The following is a 19494-nucleotide window of genomic DNA, read 5'->3' as shown; positions in this document are numbered from 1 at the left end:
CGTATCAGAACATGTGTTTGATGCCGACCATCACGCCCGTTTGACCCATGCCCGCGCCTGGCGTGGTCCCGCTACCGCCGCCGCTGACCGAGTAGCGCGCCTTCGCACTGTTCGCCAGATACGCTGCCTGCGCGTAGACCGACGAACGCTTGCTCAGCAGATAGGTGGTGCGTAGCGTTCCCATCGTGGCGCGGGTATCGTGGTCGCTATTGATGATGCGAAACACTTCGCCATCGAGGAGGAATGCAGGCGTGACCATGTACGAAGCGCCGAGGAAGAACAGGTCCGAACGGATATTGGGCACGCTCGGCGACTGGGTCACTACGCGGCGTCCAATCCAACCGGCGCCGATCTTCGCGCCTGCATATTGTGCGTAGGCGCTCAGTTGCGTACGGGCGTCCTTGTCCGCGGCGTTGATCAGCGGTGTCGGCGCAACACCGTCGAAGAAGTTGGCGGCTGCTGTCGCGCCGCCTCGTTGCTCCTCGTACGACGCGGCAGCGCCGAAATATTGCGAGTCGTACTTGAGCATTGCGGACCAGTCGCGGCATTCCGTGGCGTGGCCTGGAACGGAGCCGGTACAGGTTCCTTGTCCCGGCGAGTTGCCGGTACCCGCAGCGTCCCGTCCGAATGAATAACCCACGCCCAACGTAAAGCCTTTGTACGAGCCGAGATAGCTGATCGAGTTGTCGGTGCGCGCGTTGGGCACATAGGCATCCAGCGAGCCCATGCCGTAAATGTCCGGACCGATGATGTCGGCGCCCTGGACCGCGAGATAGGTCATCGTGTACTGACGGCCGAACGCGAGCGTCCCATACGGGCTCTTCACGCCGATGAACGCCTGGCGTCCAAACAGCCTGCCGCCCTGTCCGGAACTGCCATCGCGCAGGTTGAAGCCGCTTTCGAGAGTGAACACGGCGCTGTAGCCGCCGCCTAGATCTTCGTTGCCACGCAGCCCCCAGCGCGATGGGAACTCTCCGGTAACGGATGGCATGCGAACGACGCTGTCGCCCTTCGCGTTCGCGTGCGAGACATACTCGATCCCGGTGTCAACGATGCCGTACAACGTGACGCTCGATTGCGCCGAGGCTCCTGCGCTCAGCGCGCAGAGCGCACCGAACATGAGGACGTGAGTCGACTTCAATTGCATGGTGATATCTCCGGACCTGTTGTGTGCTTTTTTTGTTGAGCTGCGGTTGTGGATCTTGGGTACGACCTGGTCTTTCGCTCGGAGCCGGCGCAGCGGCCTGAGTGCGGCAATTAAATATCAGGTAGGCTGATATTATGGTTAAAAATTAAGCGCGTCCTGAAAACGCGCCCGTCCGTCCGTCGTGATGTTCTGTATTTGATATCAGGTACCCTGACAACGCAAGCGCGAAGTATTCGGTAGATTCCCCTAGTCCGCCCGCACAACCCTGCGTCCGAGTAAGCTTTTAGTCCGTTGGTAGCGCGAATCTTCCATCTCGTAGAGTTGGAGCGGGAATGCAGGATGCAGCGGCCACGGAGCGCCAGGTTGGAAGTGAGGGCGCAAGCTTGCGGGGAATTTCGGCACTGACGCGCGTATTTTTGCAGTCCGTTTCGTGGACGCTGGAGTTATGCAAACAACACACGAACCGGCTTGGGCCCAGTAAGGAGCAAACAGGATGTTGCCATGAGTAATTTGACTACTAGCGTCGCACGACGCGTCGTATTTGCCATTGCGGGGTTCTGGGTATACGGCGGCGCCGCCAGCGCTGCTTGCCCGGCATACGTGGAACTGTCTTCCGGCACGGTCTTCGATCTGGCGAAGCTGATTGCAGACAATGGGTCACCGTCGGCGGCGCTGGAAAAAGCTCGCGCCGATCTGGCACAAGTGAGCCGCGCCGGTGAGTGTGCAGCGATCGAGCACACCCGTCGTCACGCAGAGTGCGTGGAAATCGTCGAAGCGACCCACAGAGCAGTAGCTGCTTTGGAACGTTGTTCCCGGTAGTTCGCCTCGACGCGGGATCCGGTCCGAGCACCGGCATTCGACTACGCTATGGTCCGGCACACTACGCTTCTCTGGTGTCGCGGGAGTTCAAGCTCCGCAATCGTCATACCTCGACGCAGGGCGCGACAGGCCGAATTGACGACAGCAGCGAGAACGTACACGCGCAGTGATGTCTTTCTTTGATCAGCGGCGGCGCGGTGCTAGGGTTGAATGTGAAACCAGACCAGACAGGTACGGTTCGCGGAGGCTTAATCATGTTGCGCATGAGCACGCTTGCCGACTATGTCACGGTGATCACGATCACAATGGCACGCGATCCGGACACCGTGGAGAGTATTGGCAGCCTCGCCGATGCACGGCTATCCGCTATTGGCTACGGCAGTCGCCAGGCGGATCACGCTGTTTGACGCAATTGGAGCCGTCAGGACAGCCCGCCAGCGGCTACGCACACGTGATTCCGTGATCGCCCCAAGCGCGCGATCGGGCCGCCGCAACGCTGAAAGCGGAGGTCTGCATGAGTTCAAGTGTATCGAGAATCGACGAGCTGATCCGGAGCGAATACCGGCACGGATTCGTGACCGATGTAAAGTCGGACACGTTGCCGCGCGGTGTGTCTGAAGATGTCATCCGGCTGATTTCAGCAAAGAAGAATGAACCCGACTTCATGCTCGCCTGGCGCCTCTCGGCCTACCGGCACTGGCTCACGATGAACGAACCTCATTGGGCATCGGTTGAGCACCCGCCTATCGACTATCAGGACATTGCGTATTATTCGGCGCCGATTGCTCCGAAGGATCGCCCGAAGAGTCTGCAGGATGTCGATCCGGAACTGCTGCGCACGTACGAGAAACTCGGCGTTCCGCTGGAGGAGCGCGAGATCCTCGCGGGCGTCGCGGTGGATGCGGTATTCGACAGCGTGTCGGTCGCGACGACGTTTCGTGAAAAGCTTGGCGCGCTCGGCATCGTGTTCTGTCCGTTTTCGGAAGCGGTGCAGACTCATCCTGAACTGGTGCGGCAATACCTCGGCTCAGTGGTGCCGCATACCGACAACTTTTTCGCTGCGCTGAACTCCGCGGTTTTTAGCGACGGGTCGTTCTGCTATATCCCACCGGGCGTGCGTTGCCCGATCGAACTTTCCACGTATTTCCGTATCAACGCGCAGAACACGGGACAGTTCGAGCGAACGCTGATCATCGCGGACAAGGGAGCCTACGTCAGTTATCTGGAGGGTTGTACCGCGCCGATGCGTGACGAGAACCAGTTGCATGCTGCAGTGGTGGAACTGGTCGCGCTGGAGGGTGCGCAAATCCGCTACTCGACGGTGCAGAACTGGTATCCGGGCGATGCGCACGGGCGCGGCGGCATCTATAACTTCGTGACCAAGCGTGGCGATTGCCGTGAAGCGGACTCGAAGATTTCGTGGACTCAGGTCGAAACAGGCTCCGCCATCACGTGGAAATACCCGAGCGTGATCCTGCAAGGCGACAACGCAGTCGGCGAATTCTATTCGGTGGCGCTCACCAACAACTATCAGCAGGCCGACACCGGCACGAAGATGACGCATTTGGGTCGCAATACGCGCAGCACTATCCTGTCGAAGGGGATTTCCGCCGGCCACGGCAGGAACGCCTATCGTGGGCTCGTGAAAATTGCCCGCTCGGCGGAGGACGCGCGCAACTACACACAGTGCGATTCGCTACTGCTCGGCGATCGCTGCAGTGCACTCACGGTTCCCTATATCGAGGTGAAAAACCCGACCGCGAAGGTCGAGCACGAGGCATCGACGTCGCGCATCGGCGAGGACCAGCTCTTCTATTGCCGACAGCGAGGCCTTTCGGAGGAAGAAGCGGTGTCGATGATCGTCAACGGATTTTGCAGGGAGGTCCTCAAGGAGCTGCCCATGGAGTTCGCCGTCGAAGCACAAAAGCTGCTCGGCGTAAGTCTTGAAGGCAGCACGGGCTGACAGGGACAACGGTCATGCTAGAAATCAGACAACTGAGCGTTGAAGTAGAAGGCAAGCCGATTCTGCGCGGGGTCGATCTGTGTGTGAACGCGGGCGAGGTGCACGCCATCATGGGCCCGAACGGTTCGGGCAAGAGCACGCTTGCCAACGTGCTGGCGGGCCACCAGCATTACCGCGTAACAGGTGGCAGCGTGCAGTATGCGGGCCGTGACCTGCTCTCGCTCGCGCCGGAAGAGCGTGCACGCGAAGGGCTTTTTCTCGCGTTTCAATACCCCGTCGAAATACCGGGTGTCAGCAACGTGTATCTGCTGAAGGCCGCGTTGAATGCGCAGCGCACGCACCGCGGCGATCCCGAACTGGACGCAATGGAATTCCTGCAACTGGTGAAGGAGAAAATGGCGCTCATGCAGATGGACGAAAGCCTGCTGCATCGCCCGGTCAACGAAGGGTTTTCAGGGGGTGAGAAAAAGCGCAACGAGGTGCTGCAGATGGCGGTGCTGGAGCCGCGCCTCGCGATTCTCGACGAAACCGATTCGGGGCTCGATATCGATGCGTTGCAAGTGGTTGCGCGAGGCGTCAATCAGATGCGCCATGCGGACCGCGCAATCGTCCTGGTGACGCACTACCAGCGCTTGCTCGAATACGTCGTGCCTGATTGCGTGCACGTGCTTTCAAAGGGGCGTATTGCGAAATCCGGAACGCGCGAGCTGGCACTTGAACTGGAGCGCAAGGGTTATGGATGGCTCGATGCCGATGCGCCGAACGGGCCGGATTCTGGGCCACCTAACCCGTACTGACACGAGGCGGTCATACGTGATATCGCGAGGAGTAGACGTCAAATGAGTGAACCGACGCTCGAGTACCTCCATCAGGCTTTCCAGACCCTGTCGAGTACGCTGCCCGGCGCGGAACTTCCGTGGTTGCGCAGCGCGAGGCGCCAGGCGTTCGAAAAATTCGAAGGGCTTGGCTTTCCCACAACTCGGCTCGAAGACTGGAAGTACACGAATGTGGCGACCATCGCGAAGCGGGCATGGCATTTCACGTCGCGGCGCAGCGACGACCTGGATGTGAAGCGCATCGTCGACGATCTCGTGCCCTACGGAACAGCGGGTCGGCTCGTGTTCGTCAACGGCCGCCATATGCCGAAGCTGTCGCGCATGCCGCCTTTGCCAGACGGCGCATTTGTCGGCAGTCTCACCCGTGCCATTCGTGAGATACCGGAGCGGCTGAAAGCCGTCATTGCGCATCAGGCACCGCCCGATGGCTTCGCGGCCCTGAACACGGCGTTCCTGAGCGACGGTTACGTGGTCCTGCTGCCGCCGGACTGTGCGATCGATGCGCCGCTCGTCATGCTGTTCCTGACCGACGAAGCCGGCCTCGCGATACATCCGTTCAACACGATACTGGCGGACGGGCGCTCGCGGTGCTCGATCGTCGAGCAGTTTGCCGGTTTCTCCGACGACGCGTATCTGGTCAATTCCGTCACGAAGATCGTGGCGGGCGACGAGGCCGACGTGCAGCATTGCCGCGTCCACCATGAAGCACGCAGCGCGTTCCATATTGCGCATGTCGACGTCTCGCAACAGCGGGCGAGCCGCTTCACGTCGCACTCGTTCGCATTCGGTGGGGCACTCTCGCGTACGCAGATCGACACGCGGCTGCAGGCCGCCGATGCCCGCGCCGAACTGAACGGGCTGTATATCGCGAGCGCGAGGCAGCATGTCGATCATCACACGCGCATCGATCACGAGAAGCCGCACGGAACGAGCCGCGAGCACTACCGCGGGGTGCTCGACGGTGCGTCACATGGCGTATTCAACGGCAACGTGGTCGTGCATCGTCACGCGCAGCAGACCGACACGCATCAGTCAAACTTCAATCTTCTGTTGTCGCGCGATGCGCAGATCGACACGAAGCCGCAACTGGAGATCCACGCCGACGACGTCAAGTGCACGCATGGCGCAACCGTTGGCCAGCTTGACGAGAACCAGCTGTTCTATCTGCGCTCACGCGGCATCGACGAACGCGTGGCGCGGGCTTTGCTCATCTGGGCGTTTGCGCGCAGCAGTCTGGAGCACGTGCGTATCGAGGCGGTGCGCGACCGACTGACGCAAATGCTGCTCGCGCGCACGCCGGAAGGTGAGCGCATTCGGGGACTGGTATGAAACCGATCGAACCTGTGATGATCCCGGACGACGAGACGGTGGCGCGTTGGCGAGGCGACTTCCCGATCTTTCGCGAGCTCATACACGGCAATCCACTGGTGTATCTCGACAACGGCGCGACTACCCAGAAGCCCTCGGCCGTAATCGACGCGCAGCGCGACTACTACGAGCATGCAAATGCGAACGTACATCGCGGCGTGCACGAGTTGTCGCAGCGCGCCACGGACGCGTACGAAGGTGCGCGCGAACGGATTGCGCGCTTCGTCAATGCGGCGCGCGCGGAGGAAATCGTCTACGTGCGCGGCACGACGGAAGCGATCAACCTGGTTGCGCAGAGCTATGTGCGTCCTCTTGCGAAGCCCGGCGACGAAATCCTGATCAGCGCGATGGAACATCACTCGAACATCGTGCCGTGGCAACTCGTATGCGAGCAGACGGGCGCGGTGTTGAAGGTCGTGCCGATCGATGACAGCGGCGCGCTCGATGTCGATGCCTACCGGCAGATGATCGCCGAGCGCACGCGCATCGTGGCGATCACGCATGTATCGAACGCGCTCGGTACCATCAACCCGGTCGCGCGGATGATCGAGGCCGCGCACGCGCGCGACGTGCCTGTCCTGATCGACGGCGCGCAGGCGGTTGCACATCTGCCTGTCGACGTGCGCGCGCTCGATTGCGATTTCTATGCGTTCTCCGGGCACAAGGCTTATGGACCGACGGGAATCGGCGTGCTGTACGCCAAGGCGGACAGACTGGAAGCGATGCCGCCGTGGCAGGGCGGTGGCGACATGATCCGCTCGGTGACGTTCGACAAGACCATTTATAACGCCATTCCCTGGAAGTTCGAGGCGGGCACACCGGACATTAGCGGGGCGATTGCGCTCGCGGTGGCGCTCGACTATGTGAATGCAATCGGCAGCGAAACGATCGGCGCACATGAGGCCGGGCTGCTCGCGTATGCGACCGATGCAATGCGTGCGATACCACATCTGCGGCTGATCGGTACCGCAACCGAAAAGGCGGCCATTCTGTCGTTCGTGCTCGACCACGTGCATGCACACGACGTCGGTACGATTCTCGATCAGTACGGCGTCGCGGTGCGCGCCGGCCATCATTGCGCGATGCCCGTCATGCAGCGCTTCGGTGTGCCGGCAACCGTGCGCGCGTCATTCGCGCTGTACAACACGCGGGCCGACGTGGAGGCACTCGTCAAGGCAATGGCGCACGTGCAGGAGGTATTTGGCCAATGAGCAGTCTGCGCGACCTGTACCAGGAAGTGATTTTCGACCACTACCGGAGACCGAGAAACCGTCACCGGCTGCCGGATGCCAATCGCAAGGCGGAGGGCTATAACCCGTTGTGCGGAGATCGCATCACCCTGTATCTGCGCATCGAGGATGGCGTCGTGGCGGACGTTGGGTTCGAGGGTGTAGGTTGTGCAATCGCCATTGCATCGGCATCGCTGATGACCGAAGCGCTCAAGGGGCGCACGGAATCGGAAATGGAGGCGCTCTTCGGGGCGTTTCACGACATGATGATGACGGCGCCGCCGGCGGACGCGTCTTCGCACCTCGGCAAGCTCGCGGTGTTCTCGGGTGTACGCGAATTCCCGGCGCGCGTGAAGTGCGCGACGCTCGCATGGCACACGCTCCATGCAGCATTGCATGACGAGTGCGGCACCATCTCGACGGAATGATTAGTGGAGGAAGTGAGGTGAACAGGATGAGCGCATTCGACTGGCTGAAACGGGCAGATGGGCCGGAGCCCGGCGACGGCGACCTGCGCTCGCGTGTGATCGACGCGCTGCGTACGGTGTTCGACCCGGAGATTCCCGTGAACATCTACGATCTGGGGTTGGTGTACGGCCTCGACGTCGACGGCGATACGGGCAACGTGTCCATACGCATGACGCTAACGGCGCCGGGCTGTCCGGTCTCGCAAAGCTTTCCGGCGACGATCGAAGATGTCGTCTATTCGGTGGCAGGCGTCAATACGGTACGAGTCGAGCTGGTGTGGGAACCGCCGTGGACGAAAGAGCGGATGTCGGAAGCCGCCCGTCTGCAATTGGGAATGCTTTGACATGACAAACTGGGTCGATGTCGCGGCGATGACGGATTTCCCGCCTGGTTCGGTGCGCAGCGTCGACGTGGACGGCACACAGGTAGCGGTGTTCAATCTCGACGGCGTCTGCTACGCGATCGAAGATACCTGTCCGCACGACGGCGGCATCCTGACGGGCGGTGCCGTCGAGGATGACGAGGTGGTGTGTCCTCGCCATGGCGCCCGTTTTTGTATCAGGACCGGCAAGGTGCTGGCTCCGCCGGCCTACGAAGACGTGGCGGTGTTTCCGGTGCGCATCGAGGCTGGAGTCCTGCAGGTGCGCGACGCGCGCGAGGAGGACAGCGCTTCGTGAAAGCATTCAGCAATAGCGCTTGCCCGGGTATGAGCGTTGCTGAACTCGAGGCCGGGCGAGGCCGCGTCAGATTGTCGGCATATGCAGTTTGCTACGTCAACCGTGTGGGCCGGGCCAATGCCGCGGGTCCGTTTTCGATTATTCGTGCGTATAGGCAAGGAGCACGGACAGGCGGCATGCCGTGGCTCGCTCGCCTGCTAGTGACGGAGGTGAAAGATGGACTTCAGAAACCTTATTCCGTGGAATCGCGACAGCAATCTTCCGAGCGCTCATCAACGCGACGATCACCCCATGTTCGCGCTGCATCGCGAAATGAACCGTCTGTTCGACGACTTTTTCCGGGGATTTGAGCTGCCGGCGCGTCTCGGCTCATCGTTTGGGCCGTCTTTTGGCTGGCCGAACATCGAACTCAGCGAAACCGACAAGGAGATCAAGGTCGTAGCTGAACTGCCTGGGCTGGAACAGAAGGACGTCGATGTGTCACTGAACAAGGACGTTCTCACCATCCGCGGTGAAAAGAAGGGATCGTCGGCCGGCGCGGTGTATAGCGAGCGTTGGCAGGGCACTTTCCAGCGCTCCGTACAGCTCAGTCCGGATGCAGACCCTGACAAGGTCACGGCCGACTTTCGCAATGGCGTGCTCACAGTAACTGTTGCAAAACGACCCGACGCGCAGAGCCATGTGCGGCGTATTCCGGTTAATGGCTGATCGCAGCATACGGGCCGCATCCGCGGCCCGCGCGACAGTATTCGGCGGAGGCTCTATGAAAACCGATCAAGTTACCAAGTACCGCGGTTTGCTGATCCGATCAGTCGTTACTCCCGCGGACAGCGATCGCTATAGGGCAGCAGCCATCGTGACCGACCCGACAGGCGAAACGCGGACGTTGGGCGTCGACGGCGATTTCGCGGAGCCGAACGACGCCCACGTCCAGGCGACGGAACTCGCGATTGCATGGATCGACGGGCGCCACGTTGTATCCGATCACTACGTACGCCGCGGATAGATCAGGCGACGCCGGCACCCGTCGAATGCCTGGCTGTTGAATTCACGGCGCGTATAGCTGCTTTAGCGCTCCGGTTCGCAAGGCGTGGAAATCGCTCCCAGCGTGGAAGAAATTTCGTCGTCGGAGCGGGTGGCAAGGTCCCCGAGGGAAAGGATTCCGATCAGGTGATCGCTTTGATCGACGACCGGAATCCGGCGGACTTGCGCGTCCGCCATCCTGTCCATGACGGCCTGGACGTCGTCGTCTTCGTAGCAGCAGCTCGGTTCACCGCTGACGATCCCTTCTATCGTTTCCTCGGGCGACGCTCCTAGCGCTACCGCGCGCGTCACGATATCCCGGTCAGTCAGCATGCCCACCACCTCCCCGTCCTCGCAAACGGGTAGCACGCCGACGTTCAGTTCAGTCATCAATTGTGCAGCTTCTCGTATGGTCAGGCGGGGTCCGATGGACGCTGGATTGCGTGTCATCACTTCTGCAACCGTTGTCATGATCTTCTCCTTCCAGTGGGCCGATGCTGTCTGGCGACAGCCTGTCGAACCGGTCTTTCATCACCGCAATCAGCGGCGCAGCAATCACCGTACCCCCCGACGCCGCAGCCAGGAACGTGACGTGCTAACCCATCATGACGTGACATTTTTGACCAGACGGGTGCACTCATGAGCAATGAAGCCAAAAGCGCTGCATATCCCTACGCATCGGGTGGATGGGGTTCCGTCAAGGCGGTCGCGACGATCCTGCTTCGGGAAAAAGCACCGCTGAAGGATAGCCAGGTTCTGATGCATCAGAACAAGCCCGACGGTTTCATGTGTGTCAGCTGCTCGTGGGCGAAGCCGGCCGATCCGCATACGTTCGAGTTCTGCGAAAGCGGCGCGAAAGCTACTGCGTGGGATCTGACGGCCAAACGCGTAACGCCGGATTTCTTCGAGGTCCACACTGTCAGCGAGCTTGCGAAGTGGCACGATCACGATCTCGAGGAAGCGGGGCGGCTCACCGAGCCGCTGCGCTACGACCCGGCTACCGACCGCTACGTGCCGGTGTCGTGGCAGCAGGCATTCGATGCGATCGGCGCCGAGCTGCGCACGCTCGACCCCGCCAGCGTGGTGTTCTACACGTCGGGCCGCGCATCGCTGGAAACCTCGTACATGCTGCAGCTTTTCGCGCGCATGTACGGCACCAACAATCTGCCCGACAGCTCGAACATGTGCCACGAGAGCACCAGCGTCGGGCTCAAGGAAGCGATTGGCGTTGGCGTCGGCACGGTCTCGCTCGACGACTTCGAGAAGACCGACCTGATGTTCTTCTTCGGCCAGAACGTCGGTACGAATAGCCCGCGCATGCTGCATCAGTTGCAGGACGCGCGCAAACGCGGCGTGCCGATCATCACGTTCAATCCTTTGCGCGAACCGGGGCTGCTGCATTTCGCAAATCCGCAGTCACCGGTCGACATGCTCACACCCACCGATACGCAGATCAGCACGCAATACCATCAGGTGAAGACGGGTGGCGATACCGCCGCGATCCTCGGCATCTGCAAACTCGTGATCGAAGCGGACGATCGCGCGGTCAGTACGGGCGGCGCGCGCGTCGTCGATGTCGATTTCATCCGCGAGCATACGAACGGCTACGAGCAGTTCGCGCAGTACGCGCGCGCGGCGAGCTGGGACGACATCGAACGCGTGAGCGGCTTGCCGCGCGCCGCGCTCGAAGCGGCCGCCGACGAATACATGAAGGCGAACGCGGTGATGATCCACTATGGCATGGGTCTCACGCAGCATCGGATGGGCGTGCAAAACGTGCGCATGCTATGCAATCTGCTGCTGCTGCGCGGCAATGTCGGCAAGCCGGGCGCGGGGCCGTCGCCGGTGCGCGGTCATTCGAACGTGCAGGGTCAGCGCACGGTCGGCATCACCGAAAAGCCGGAACTCGCGCCGCTCGATCAATTGGCCAGGCAGTTTTCGTTCGAGCCGCCGCGCGAGAAAGGCATGAACATCGTCGAAGCCTTCGAGGCGATGCTCGATGGCAAGGTCAAGGCGATGATCAACCTCGGCGGCAATCTCGTGCGCTCGGTGCCCGACCGGGTGCGCACCGAACCGGCGTGGGCCGCGCTCGGGCTGACCGTCAATGTGGCGACCAAGCTCAATCGCAGCCACCTGGTGCACGGCCAGCGCTCGTATCTGCTGCCGTGCCTGAGCCGCATCGAGATCGACCGGCAGGCGGGCGGCGCGCAAGCGGTATCGATGGAAGACAGCACGGCGCACTTTCATGGTTCGCATGGCATGGCCGAACCGGCCGCGCCGACGATCCGCTCCGAGCCGTTCATCGTCGCGGGCATCGCGAAGGCGACCCTCGGCGAGCGCTCGAGCGTCGACTGGGATGCGTGGCGCGACGACTATTCGCGGGTACGGCTGGAAATGGCGAAGACGTGGCCCGAGATGTTCGGTGATTTCGAGTCACGCATGTGGACACCCGGCGGCGTGATACGGCCGCTGCCCGCGCGCGAGCGCAAGTGGAAGACCAAAAGCGGCAAGGCCGAGTTCATGGTGCCGACTTCGATCGGGGAAGATCCGGACATGCCCGAGCGTGAGCCCGATTCGCTGCGCTTGATGACTCTGCGCAGCGACAGCCAGTTCAACACGACCATTTATGGCCTCGACGACCGCTTCAGAGGCATCAAGGGTTCGCGCATGGTGATTCTGATGAATCCCGCCGACATGGAGAAGCGCGGGCTCGCGCACGGTGACCGCATCGGCCTCGAGACGATCGCGGACGACGGCGTCGAGCGCCGCGTCGACGGGCTGAGCGTCGTGCCGTTCGATGTGCCGCAGGGATGCATCGGCGGCTATTACCCGGAATGCAATCCGCTGCTGCCGCTGTGGCACTACGCGAAAGAGAGCAAGGTGCCGGGGGCGAAATCGATTCCAGTGCGCGTGCTGGCGGCCACGCGGTGAACGGCGCTGACACAAAAAGGCCGGCATCGTTACCTGTGCCGGCCGCTGAATTACACCCGGGCAGCGCGTGAAGGGCATGATAAGCGCGTGCCCACCTTCATGATAGTCGCGCCAGCGGCGCGCGGACATACGCATCGGGTGTTGATAACTCATGAGTTGCGGACGGGTGTCGGGGCACGCAGATTGTCCGTTACCCGACACTTAAGGACATGGCACGACGCCACATAGTGTTCGTATACTGCGACGTCCCCTACGGATTCGGGGACAGCGTTTCTCCAGAAACGCTTAATGGCGATCACGTCGCAATGTCGGGTGATCGCCTTTTTTCACGGAGCACCGCTCGAAGGAGGCTTACGCGTCGAATGTGAAGGTAAATAACCCGAAGGTTGGGGGAGACGATGACGGAACGGATTGAAGATGTGCTGGCGGAAATGATCAACGTAAGCACCGAGATCAGGGTGCGAACATCCGCGCTGGCCAAAATGGAAGGAAGCCTCGCCCGGAGCGACGAGCCCCTGCTGCGCGATGCGCTCGACACGACTCGCCGGGAGTTGTCGCTGCTGCATCAGCTCAAGGGCGAGCTCATAGGCCGCCTGCTGACACTCGAAAACGGCGCTCGGGACAGAGCGGCAACCAATCGCCCGATGCCGATCCCATGACGCACATGCGCCGCATCGGCGTCCCTGGCCGATTGTGGTGCGTCGCGGGTCTGCCGCATGCTCACTGACAGGCATATCGAACGAAACCTGAAGGAGCAGACCATGAGCGCAACGCAGCATTCCGTGCAACAGACGCCCGCCAACGACGACGACACGGACCTGCCGAACATGCCGGGCGAACCGGAGCCGCCAACCACCGAAGACCTCCCCGATCTGCCCGAGCCGCAGGAAGTGGGCGAGGACGGTTGACGCGCGCAGCCGCGGACTTGCCGCACCATCAATCCGGCACGCGCGATCGGCGAACTACGCACGATGCTCACGCGTCGCACGGTGTGACCGCGAGACGGCATGGTGATTGCTGTTCTACTGCGCGACGAGGCTGCCAAGGAACCGCAATGACCCCCCAGGACTGTATCGACGCGCTCGACCGTTGCGCGAGCGCCTGTACCCGGTGTTACTCCGCGTGCATCGCTGAGCGGCATCTCGATGAAATGGAAAAATGCATCCGGCTCGACATGGATTGCGCGTCGCTGTGCCGCTTGACTTCGGAGGCCCTCGCGCGCGACACGCAGTTCATGCGCGATTTCTGCGACCTCTGCGCGCGCCTGTGCGATGTCTGCGCCGACGAATGCGCGCGTCATCCGGCGCAGCATTGCCAGGATTGCAGCGATGCGTGTCGCCGTTGCGCGGAAGCGTGCCGCGCGCTATGACGGAACGCGGGTCCGCGTGTGACCCGCGACATGCAAGCTTTAGCGCCGCGGCTTCGAGCCCTTCCAGTTCGACTTGCGTGCCAACTCGACGAACGAAGCCAGATAGTCGAGCGACGCATCCGCATCGCGCGTGCCGAGAAAAATCTGCTTGGCGATACCGGTCTTGCCGAGCTTCACGCTGACCACCGGCATACGGTCGGCGTATTCCTCGGCGAGCCAGCGCGGCAGCGCGGCCACGCCGCGCTTGCTTGCGACCATCTGCAGCATGATGTCGGTGGTCTCGATCGTCTTGTGACGGCGCGGGGCGACGTCGGCGGGGCGCAGGAACAGGTTGTAGATGTCGAGGCGGTCGGTGTCGACCGGATAGGTGATCAGCGTTTCATCGACGAGCTGTTCGGGCTCCACGTAACGCGCGTTGGCCAGCCGATGCCCGTCGGCCACCACCAGCACCTGCTCGTAGTCGAACACGGGTTCGAAGCTGAGGCCGGGCCGCTTCAGCGGATCAGGCGTGACGAGCACGTCGATGTCGTAGCCGAACAGCGCGCCGATGCCGCCGAACTGGAAGCGCTGCTTGACGTCGACATCGACATCGGGCCAGCGCGCGAGGTACGGCGACACGACCTTCAGCAGCCACTGGTAACACGGATGACATTCCATGCCGATGCGCAGTGTGCCGCGCTCGCCGTTCGCGTATTGCTTCATGCGCGCTTCGGCGTGCTCGAACTGCGGCAGCAGCCGATCGGCGAGCGACAGCAGATACTGGCCCGCCTGGGTGAGGCGCAGGTTGCGGCCGTCACGGTCCCAGACCGGCGTGCCGAGCTGCTGCTCGAGCTTCCTGACGGTATGGCTCAACGCTGATTGCGTCAGATGCAGCGCTCCGGCTGCTGCCGTGAGCGAGCCCTGCCGGTCCACTTCGCGGATCAGGGTGAGATGAAAGCGTTCGAGCATGAGGGGTATGAGATTCGACAAGGTGCGACGCGTATCGTAGCGCGATTATGCGGTCGGGCTGCCAAACCTGGAAAGGTAGCGACAGCCGACGCCGGGAGCATTGAGCGAATACCTACGGCTCGGAGCCCCGGTCGGGTTGAGTAGCGCATTCAGGCGTCCCCTTACTCGGACGCCGGACGGGAGCGAGTGGCCCGCCCAGTCGGCCTATCTCGCGGGAAGATCGAGAATTTCGCGCGCTTTGGCCGCACTTGCCACCGGCCGGCCGTATTCATCACACAAAGCGGCCACCCGTGCAACGAGTTGCGCGTTGCTCTTTGCCAGCGTGTCCTTGTCCCAGCGCACATTGTCTTCGAGACCGGTGCGGCAGTGCCCGCCCATTTCAAGAGTCCAATGATTGACCTCCAACTGATGCCGTCCGATACCAGCGGCAGTCCATGTTGCATCCGGCAATAGCGTCTTGAGTTGCTGGACCTCGAACTCGAGAATCTCACGGCGCGCAGGCAGCGCGTTCTTTACACCCATCACGAACTGAACGTGCACAGGAGACTTCAGCAGCCCCTGCTGGACGAGATCTGCCGTGCTGTACAACATCGCCAGATCGAAGACTTCGATTTCCGGTTTGACATCGTAGTCGAGCATCGTTTGCGCAAGCGCGCGCACGAAGTCCGGCGGATTTTCATAGACGGTAGTCGGGAAATTGACGGAGCCCGTTGCGAGCGACGCCATATCCGGGCGCAGGTCGAGCATCGCGCCGCGTTGCTCGAACGAACGGCCGCGACCGCCTGTCGAAAACTGAATGATGATGTCAGGGCAGTGCTTCCGGATGCCGTCCTGAAGCGCGGCGAAACTCGATCGGTCGGAACTCGAGTTCTCCTGTTCGTCGCGCACGTGCAGATGAACGAGGGATGCCCCGGCTTCGTACGCTTCCTGGGTGCTTTCGATCTGCTCGGAGATCGTGATCGGCACAGCCGGGTTGTCCTTCTTGCGCGGAACTGAGCCAGTGATCGCAACAGAGATGATGCACGGTTCACTCATGGCTAACACTCCCGTTCCCGATTTTCCATTTTCCAAGTCTAGTTCAAAAGGGTGCAACTTATATTGCCGGGGAAGGGGACAGGTTCGCGTCTGTGAATAAAAGATTCGGGAAGGCTACGCGTGCCGTATTGCCGATAATCGCGCAGTCACGATGTAAGTTTGTTGAAATAATTCGGTCGGATGCTCTCGAAGTCAACGAGGGCGAAGCGGCGGCACATCGCCTTGTTCGCCGCGACCCGTGAATAGTGATCCCATGACACACGGTGAAATACCTTTTGCGTAGCCAGTCATGCGAACCCTGTCTAAAGTGCGCGTATCGATGCGATGCACTGACCCCTCACCACCGCAGACGATACCTCCCGCCACCACCCGATATGGCATCGTCATGGAATCCTTCACAAAACTTCTTCTTGTCGTCACCGGCGTCATCGTTGTCGTTTCGCTGATCGAAGCAGTCGTGCTGAGCCGCAGAAAGAGTGCGTCCTCACCATTTGCCTGGTATGAGGTATGGATCTCACTGTTCGACCTGGCCGCGCGCAGGCTGATGTCGCTGCTGCCGATCTCGGTCGCGACGCCAGTTTTCAGCTTCGTCTACGACCATCGCATCTTTACGGTCGGCATCAATAGCGCGCTCATGGTGTTCGCGCTTTTCATCGGAATGGAGTTCTGCTACTACTGGTATCACCGTGCGTCGCATCGCGTGCGCTTCTTCTGGGCCACGCATGCCGTGCACCATTCGCCGAACCAGTTGACGCTTTCAACGGCCTATCGTCTCGGCCTGACCGGCAAACTGACTGGCTCGACGCTGTTCTTCGCGCCGCTCGTATGGCTGGGGATCAAGCCCGAGGTCGTGCTGCTCACGTTGTTCCTCAATCTCATGTACCAGGGCTGGTTGCATACCACCTACATTCCCAAGCTGGGCTGGTTCGAATATCTGTTCAATACGCCGTCACACCACCGAGTGCACCATGCATCGAACGTCGATTATCTGGACGCGAACTATGGTGGCGTGCTGATCATCTTTGACCGGCTGTTCGGCACCTACGTGGAAGAACGCGCTGACGAACCGTGTCGCTACGGTCTCGTGACGCCGACCACGTCGCGCAACCCGCTCGTCGTCGAGTTCGAGCACTGGGCCACGCTGATTCGCGATATGGTCAACGCGAAGAGCCCGTGGATCGCGATCAATCACGTGATCCAGCCGCCGGGCTGGCTGCCGCACGGCGGAGGCGAAACGACCGAAGAGCTGCGCCGCAAGAGCAAACAACCCGGCGCGGCGGGAACGGTCAACGGCTGAGCTTAGTCAGGAAGTACGAAATTGCACCGGTCCGTGGTCAAGCGACTCGCGAAATCCGTAGCTGGTCTGGATTGTATCGAGCTGTCTCGGTCATCCACGTCATACGCTATATTCTGGCGCGCCAGAGCTGGGTGATTTTGCTTTCGTGGTGAGCCGTGTCACACCGGAGCGCCGCCAGAGGCATAGAATTATTTCATCAGCGTCTGTCCTGTTCGCCATCGCTGTTAGCCTTGGTCGCTTCAGACTTCGATACGCTGCGATGACGACCGCCTCGGAGGCGCCGTGTTCCGCCGGACCTTGAATCGCACCTTGCTCCATGCTGCGGTGGTAGCTGGGCTTCTGGGCGGCTGTCCGTGCCTCTTGCCAACTGCGCTCGCCGCCGGCAACGCCTCACCCAAGGCCGCCGAGGGGAAGTTGGTTGCACCGGCCAATGCCACGACGCCATCTGACTTCCCCACCATGGTCGAGCGATACGGGCCCGCTGTCGTCCATATCCGCGCAACGGCTCCAGAGAAGCAAACATCGGCGCCGCCCCCTGAGGACATCGGCCCCCACGATCCGATTGCCGCGTTTTTCAGCGGCGTCGCGCCGCAATCCCCGGAGCCGCAACGCAATATTGCTCGCGTGACAACGGGCACCGGCTCCGGTTTCATCATCAGCCCCGATGGCCTCATTCTGACCACCGCGCATGTGGTGGATCAGGCGGACGAAGTCACGGTCAGTCTGACCGACCGGCGGGAGTTCAAAGGCAAGGTGCTCGTCGTCGACACAGATAGCGACGTTGCGGTGATTCAGATTGATGCTGCGACGCTGCCGACCGTCAAGCTTGGTGACTCGTCGCGCGTGCGCGTCGGTGAACAGGTGCTGACGATCGGATCGCCCGACCGTTACCAGAACACCGTTACGACTGGCATTGTTAGCGCCACGTCGCGCCTGTTGCCCGACGGCAGCAGTTTTCCCTTTTTCGAGACCGAGGTCGCCGCCACTCCCGACAATTCGGGCGGTCCTCTGTTTGACCGGGCGGGCGACGTGATCGGCATCGACGTGCAGGTTTATCCGGACGCGGAGCGGTACCCGAGCCTGACCTTTGCGATTCCGATCAATTCGGCGAATAAGGTGCGAGCGCAGTTGCAACCCCAGAGCAATGGCCCGGCGGGCATTGCTGGTGTAGAGGTTCAGGACGTCGGACCTGGGTTGGCGGTGGCCATTGGCCTGAAACGGCCGGCCGGGGCGCTCGTCAACATCGTCACGCCTGGTACGCCGGCCGCCGCGAGTGGCCTTAGGCCTGGCGACGTGATCACGCAGATTGGCGACAGGACGATCGCTCGCTCAGCCGAACTGTCGCAGTATGCGGCCGGGCTGCAGCCCGGAACGAAGACGACGCTCACGCTGATCCGCGGCCAAAAGCCGATGACGATTGAAATCATCATCGGCGCACCCGGCGCAACCCCAAGCGCCGTGCAAACCCCTGGCGCAGCGTCGAATCCCGCTCCGGCCCAAAGTGCAAGCGCCGCACCGGATCGCCTTGGCTTGACGATGCATCCGCTGAACAACGACGAGAAGCGGGCGAATGATCTTCCGGAAGGGATGATGGTGGACCAGGTGACTGGACCTGCGGCGATGGCTGGCATTCGCACTGGCGATATCGTCCTGTCGTTCAATGGCGAGCTGATCGAATCGCTGGAGCAAGCGAGCGCAGTGGAAGAAAAGGCGAAGAAGGCGATATCGGTGCTGATCCAGCGTCAAAATGCTCGCCGGTTTGTCTCCGTCACGCTCAGGTGACCGTCGCTGCGTCATGCGCATGCAAAGTGCCTCATAACGCAAGCGGGATTAAGGCGACACAAACCGCAACCCCGCCCCGCACGGACCCTGTTGAGCCGTGTATGTCCATGCTATGTCCACGTCTCATAGCTTCATTGGGATGCGACCTATCAGGCACAGTGAATGCTACATCTGCATGAGTCGCCGCCGACTTTGAGGGATCGCGCAGAGGTGCGCCGGACGGCGATTCCGGCCACTAGTCCAGATCAGCCACGAAGATGGCGGGCGTTTTCATAGCTCAGAGGCTTGGGATAGAAAAGCTGGTTCGCGGCTCCCCATTGCCGTGACGGAACCGTGGGCGAACAGGCCGAACCGCGGCTCATTTCGATGAGCTCTCTGTAAGGGGACGGCAGATGAACGTAGTGAATGGAAGGACCAGGCGAAACGATCCGAAGCGTGTTGGAATGTTCAGGCGGACCGGGCTTCCGGGTTCGGGTGCAGGTAGCGCGGATGCAGACATCGATACCGCACAGCCTTCGCGTGGCCGACATCTCGCGCTTTGGGCTGGGTCGGCAAGCGCGTTGGCTGTCGCTGTCATGGGTGTGGTCGCGCAAATCGATCGG

General features: G+C 61.4%; 21 protein-coding genes. 17 read left to right on the top strand and 4 right to left on the bottom strand.

What is annotated here, in order from left to right:
* Window positions 1-4: 4 nt before the first annotated feature.
* Window positions 5-1147 (bottom strand): porin, encoded by a 1143-nt coding sequence (locus AB3X95_RS11440; protein ID WP_184228655.1) that lies wholly within the window; start codon window positions 1145-1147, stop codon window positions 5-7.
* Between the two features lie 501 nt (window positions 1148-1648).
* On the opposite strand from AB3X95_RS11440, the gene AB3X95_RS11435 reads away from it, so the two are divergent.
* From AB3X95_RS11435 to AB3X95_RS11385, 11 genes are all read left to right on the top strand, one after another.
* Window positions 1649-1966, top strand: a complete 318-nt coding sequence (locus AB3X95_RS11435) for a hypothetical protein (RefSeq protein ID WP_176122781.1) — start codon at window positions 1649-1651, stop codon at window positions 1964-1966.
* A 254-nt stretch (window positions 1967-2220) separates the two neighbouring features.
* The gene (locus AB3X95_RS11430) at window positions 2221-2373 is read left to right on the top strand and encodes a hypothetical protein (RefSeq protein ID WP_176380499.1); all 153 of its coding nucleotides are present in this window, start codon (window positions 2221-2223) and stop codon (window positions 2371-2373) included.
* Window positions 2374-2480: 107 nt separating this feature from the next.
* Window positions 2481-3929 carry a Fe-S cluster assembly protein SufB gene (sufB, locus tag AB3X95_RS11425; protein WP_176365451.1) on the top strand — a complete coding sequence of 483 codons (1449 nt, stop codon included), beginning with the start codon at window positions 2481-2483 and terminating at the stop codon, window positions 3927-3929.
* A gap of 14 nt (window positions 3930-3943) precedes the next feature.
* Entirely contained in the window at window positions 3944-4726 is a 783-nt protein-coding gene (gene sufC / locus AB3X95_RS11420) for a Fe-S cluster assembly ATPase SufC (protein WP_184228656.1), read from the top strand.
* 42 nt (window positions 4727-4768) lie between these two features.
* On the top strand, window positions 4769-6094 hold the full coding sequence (gene sufD, locus AB3X95_RS11415; protein ID WP_368621363.1) for a Fe-S cluster assembly protein SufD: 1326 nt from the start codon (window positions 4769-4771) through the stop codon (window positions 6092-6094).
* Window positions 6091-7344, top strand: a complete 1254-nt coding sequence (locus AB3X95_RS11410) for a SufS family cysteine desulfurase (protein ID WP_368621362.1) — start codon at window positions 6091-6093, stop codon at window positions 7342-7344. The genes sufD and AB3X95_RS11410 overlap by 4 nt, the downstream gene beginning before the upstream one ends.
* Entirely contained in the window at window positions 7341-7790 is a 450-nt protein-coding gene (gene sufU, locus AB3X95_RS11405) for a Fe-S cluster assembly sulfur transfer protein SufU (RefSeq protein WP_176111685.1), read from the top strand. Before AB3X95_RS11410 ends, sufU begins: the two co-directional genes overlap by 4 nt.
* A 26-nt stretch (window positions 7791-7816) precedes the next feature.
* Entirely contained in the window at window positions 7817-8173 is a 357-nt protein-coding gene (locus AB3X95_RS11400; protein WP_176122775.1) for an SUF system Fe-S cluster assembly protein, read from the top strand.
* A 1-nt stretch (window position 8174) separates the two neighbouring features.
* Complete coding sequence (locus tag AB3X95_RS11395; protein WP_176122774.1) at window positions 8175-8507, top strand: non-heme iron oxygenase ferredoxin subunit; 333 nt, start codon at window positions 8175-8177, stop codon at window positions 8505-8507.
* 216 nt (window positions 8508-8723) lie between these two features.
* Window positions 8724-9215, top strand: a complete 492-nt coding sequence (locus tag AB3X95_RS11390; RefSeq protein ID WP_176365456.1) for an Hsp20/alpha crystallin family protein — start codon at window positions 8724-8726, stop codon at window positions 9213-9215.
* A gap of 55 nt (window positions 9216-9270) precedes the next feature.
* Entirely contained in the window at window positions 9271-9513 is a 243-nt protein-coding gene (locus AB3X95_RS11385; RefSeq protein WP_176365457.1) for a hypothetical protein, read from the top strand.
* A gap of 62 nt (window positions 9514-9575) precedes the next feature.
* On the opposite strand, the gene AB3X95_RS11380 is transcribed toward AB3X95_RS11385, so the two are convergent.
* The gene (locus AB3X95_RS11380) at window positions 9576-10001 is read right to left on the bottom strand and encodes a CBS domain-containing protein (RefSeq protein ID WP_176122771.1); all 426 of its coding nucleotides are present in this window, start codon (window positions 9999-10001) and stop codon (window positions 9576-9578) included.
* 168 nt (window positions 10002-10169) lie between these two features.
* Here AB3X95_RS11380 and AB3X95_RS11375 point away from each other — a divergent pair, with 168 nt between their 5' ends.
* The 4 genes from AB3X95_RS11375 to AB3X95_RS11360 all read left to right on the top strand — a co-directional run bounded on the left by AB3X95_RS11375 (window position 10170) and on the right by AB3X95_RS11360 (window position 13830).
* On the top strand, window positions 10170-12461 hold the full coding sequence (locus AB3X95_RS11375) for an FdhF/YdeP family oxidoreductase (protein ID WP_368621361.1): 2292 nt from the start codon (window positions 10170-10172) through the stop codon (window positions 12459-12461).
* 398 nt (window positions 12462-12859) lie between these two features.
* On the top strand, window positions 12860-13120 hold the full coding sequence (locus AB3X95_RS11370; RefSeq protein WP_184228661.1) for a hypothetical protein: 261 nt from the start codon (window positions 12860-12862) through the stop codon (window positions 13118-13120).
* 102 nt (window positions 13121-13222) lie between these two features.
* Entirely contained in the window at window positions 13223-13369 is a 147-nt protein-coding gene (locus AB3X95_RS11365; protein WP_176122769.1) for a hypothetical protein, read from the top strand.
* A 146-nt stretch (window positions 13370-13515) separates the two neighbouring features.
* A complete protein-coding gene (locus AB3X95_RS11360; RefSeq protein WP_176122768.1) occupies window positions 13516-13830 on the top strand; it encodes a four-helix bundle copper-binding protein in 315 nt (104 codons plus the stop codon).
* 39 nt (window positions 13831-13869) lie between these two features.
* Here the strand turns inward: AB3X95_RS11360 and AB3X95_RS11355 are convergent, their stop codons facing one another.
* Both AB3X95_RS11355 and AB3X95_RS11350 read right to left on the bottom strand, forming a co-directional pair.
* On the bottom strand, window positions 13870-14778 hold the full coding sequence (locus AB3X95_RS11355) for a LysR family transcriptional regulator (protein WP_176365460.1): 909 nt from the start codon (window positions 14776-14778) through the stop codon (window positions 13870-13872).
* Window positions 14779-14982: 204 nt separating this feature from the next.
* Window positions 14983-15813, bottom strand: a complete 831-nt coding sequence (locus tag AB3X95_RS11350) for a 3-keto-5-aminohexanoate cleavage protein (protein ID WP_176365537.1) — start codon at window positions 15811-15813, stop codon at window positions 14983-14985.
* A gap of 385 nt (window positions 15814-16198) precedes the next feature.
* Here AB3X95_RS11350 and AB3X95_RS11345 point away from each other — a divergent pair, with 385 nt between their 5' ends.
* The gene (locus AB3X95_RS11345) at window positions 16199-17110 is read left to right on the top strand and encodes a sterol desaturase family protein (RefSeq protein WP_368621360.1); all 912 of its coding nucleotides are present in this window, start codon (window positions 16199-16201) and stop codon (window positions 17108-17110) included.
* 282 nt (window positions 17111-17392) lie between these two features.
* Window positions 17393-18892, top strand: a complete 1500-nt coding sequence (locus AB3X95_RS11340) for a trypsin-like peptidase domain-containing protein (RefSeq protein ID WP_368621359.1) — start codon at window positions 17393-17395, stop codon at window positions 18890-18892.
* The last annotated feature ends 602 nt before the right edge of the window (window positions 18893-19494 follow it).

It is taken from the genome of Paraburkholderia sp. BR13444 (genome assembly GCF_040948755.1).
In the GTDB taxonomy this organism is placed as follows: Bacteria; Pseudomonadota; Gammaproteobacteria; order Burkholderiales; family Burkholderiaceae; genus Paraburkholderia; species Paraburkholderia youngii.
Note: the sequence above shows the minus strand (reverse complement) of the source record. Positions and strands in the feature narration are given on the sequence as shown.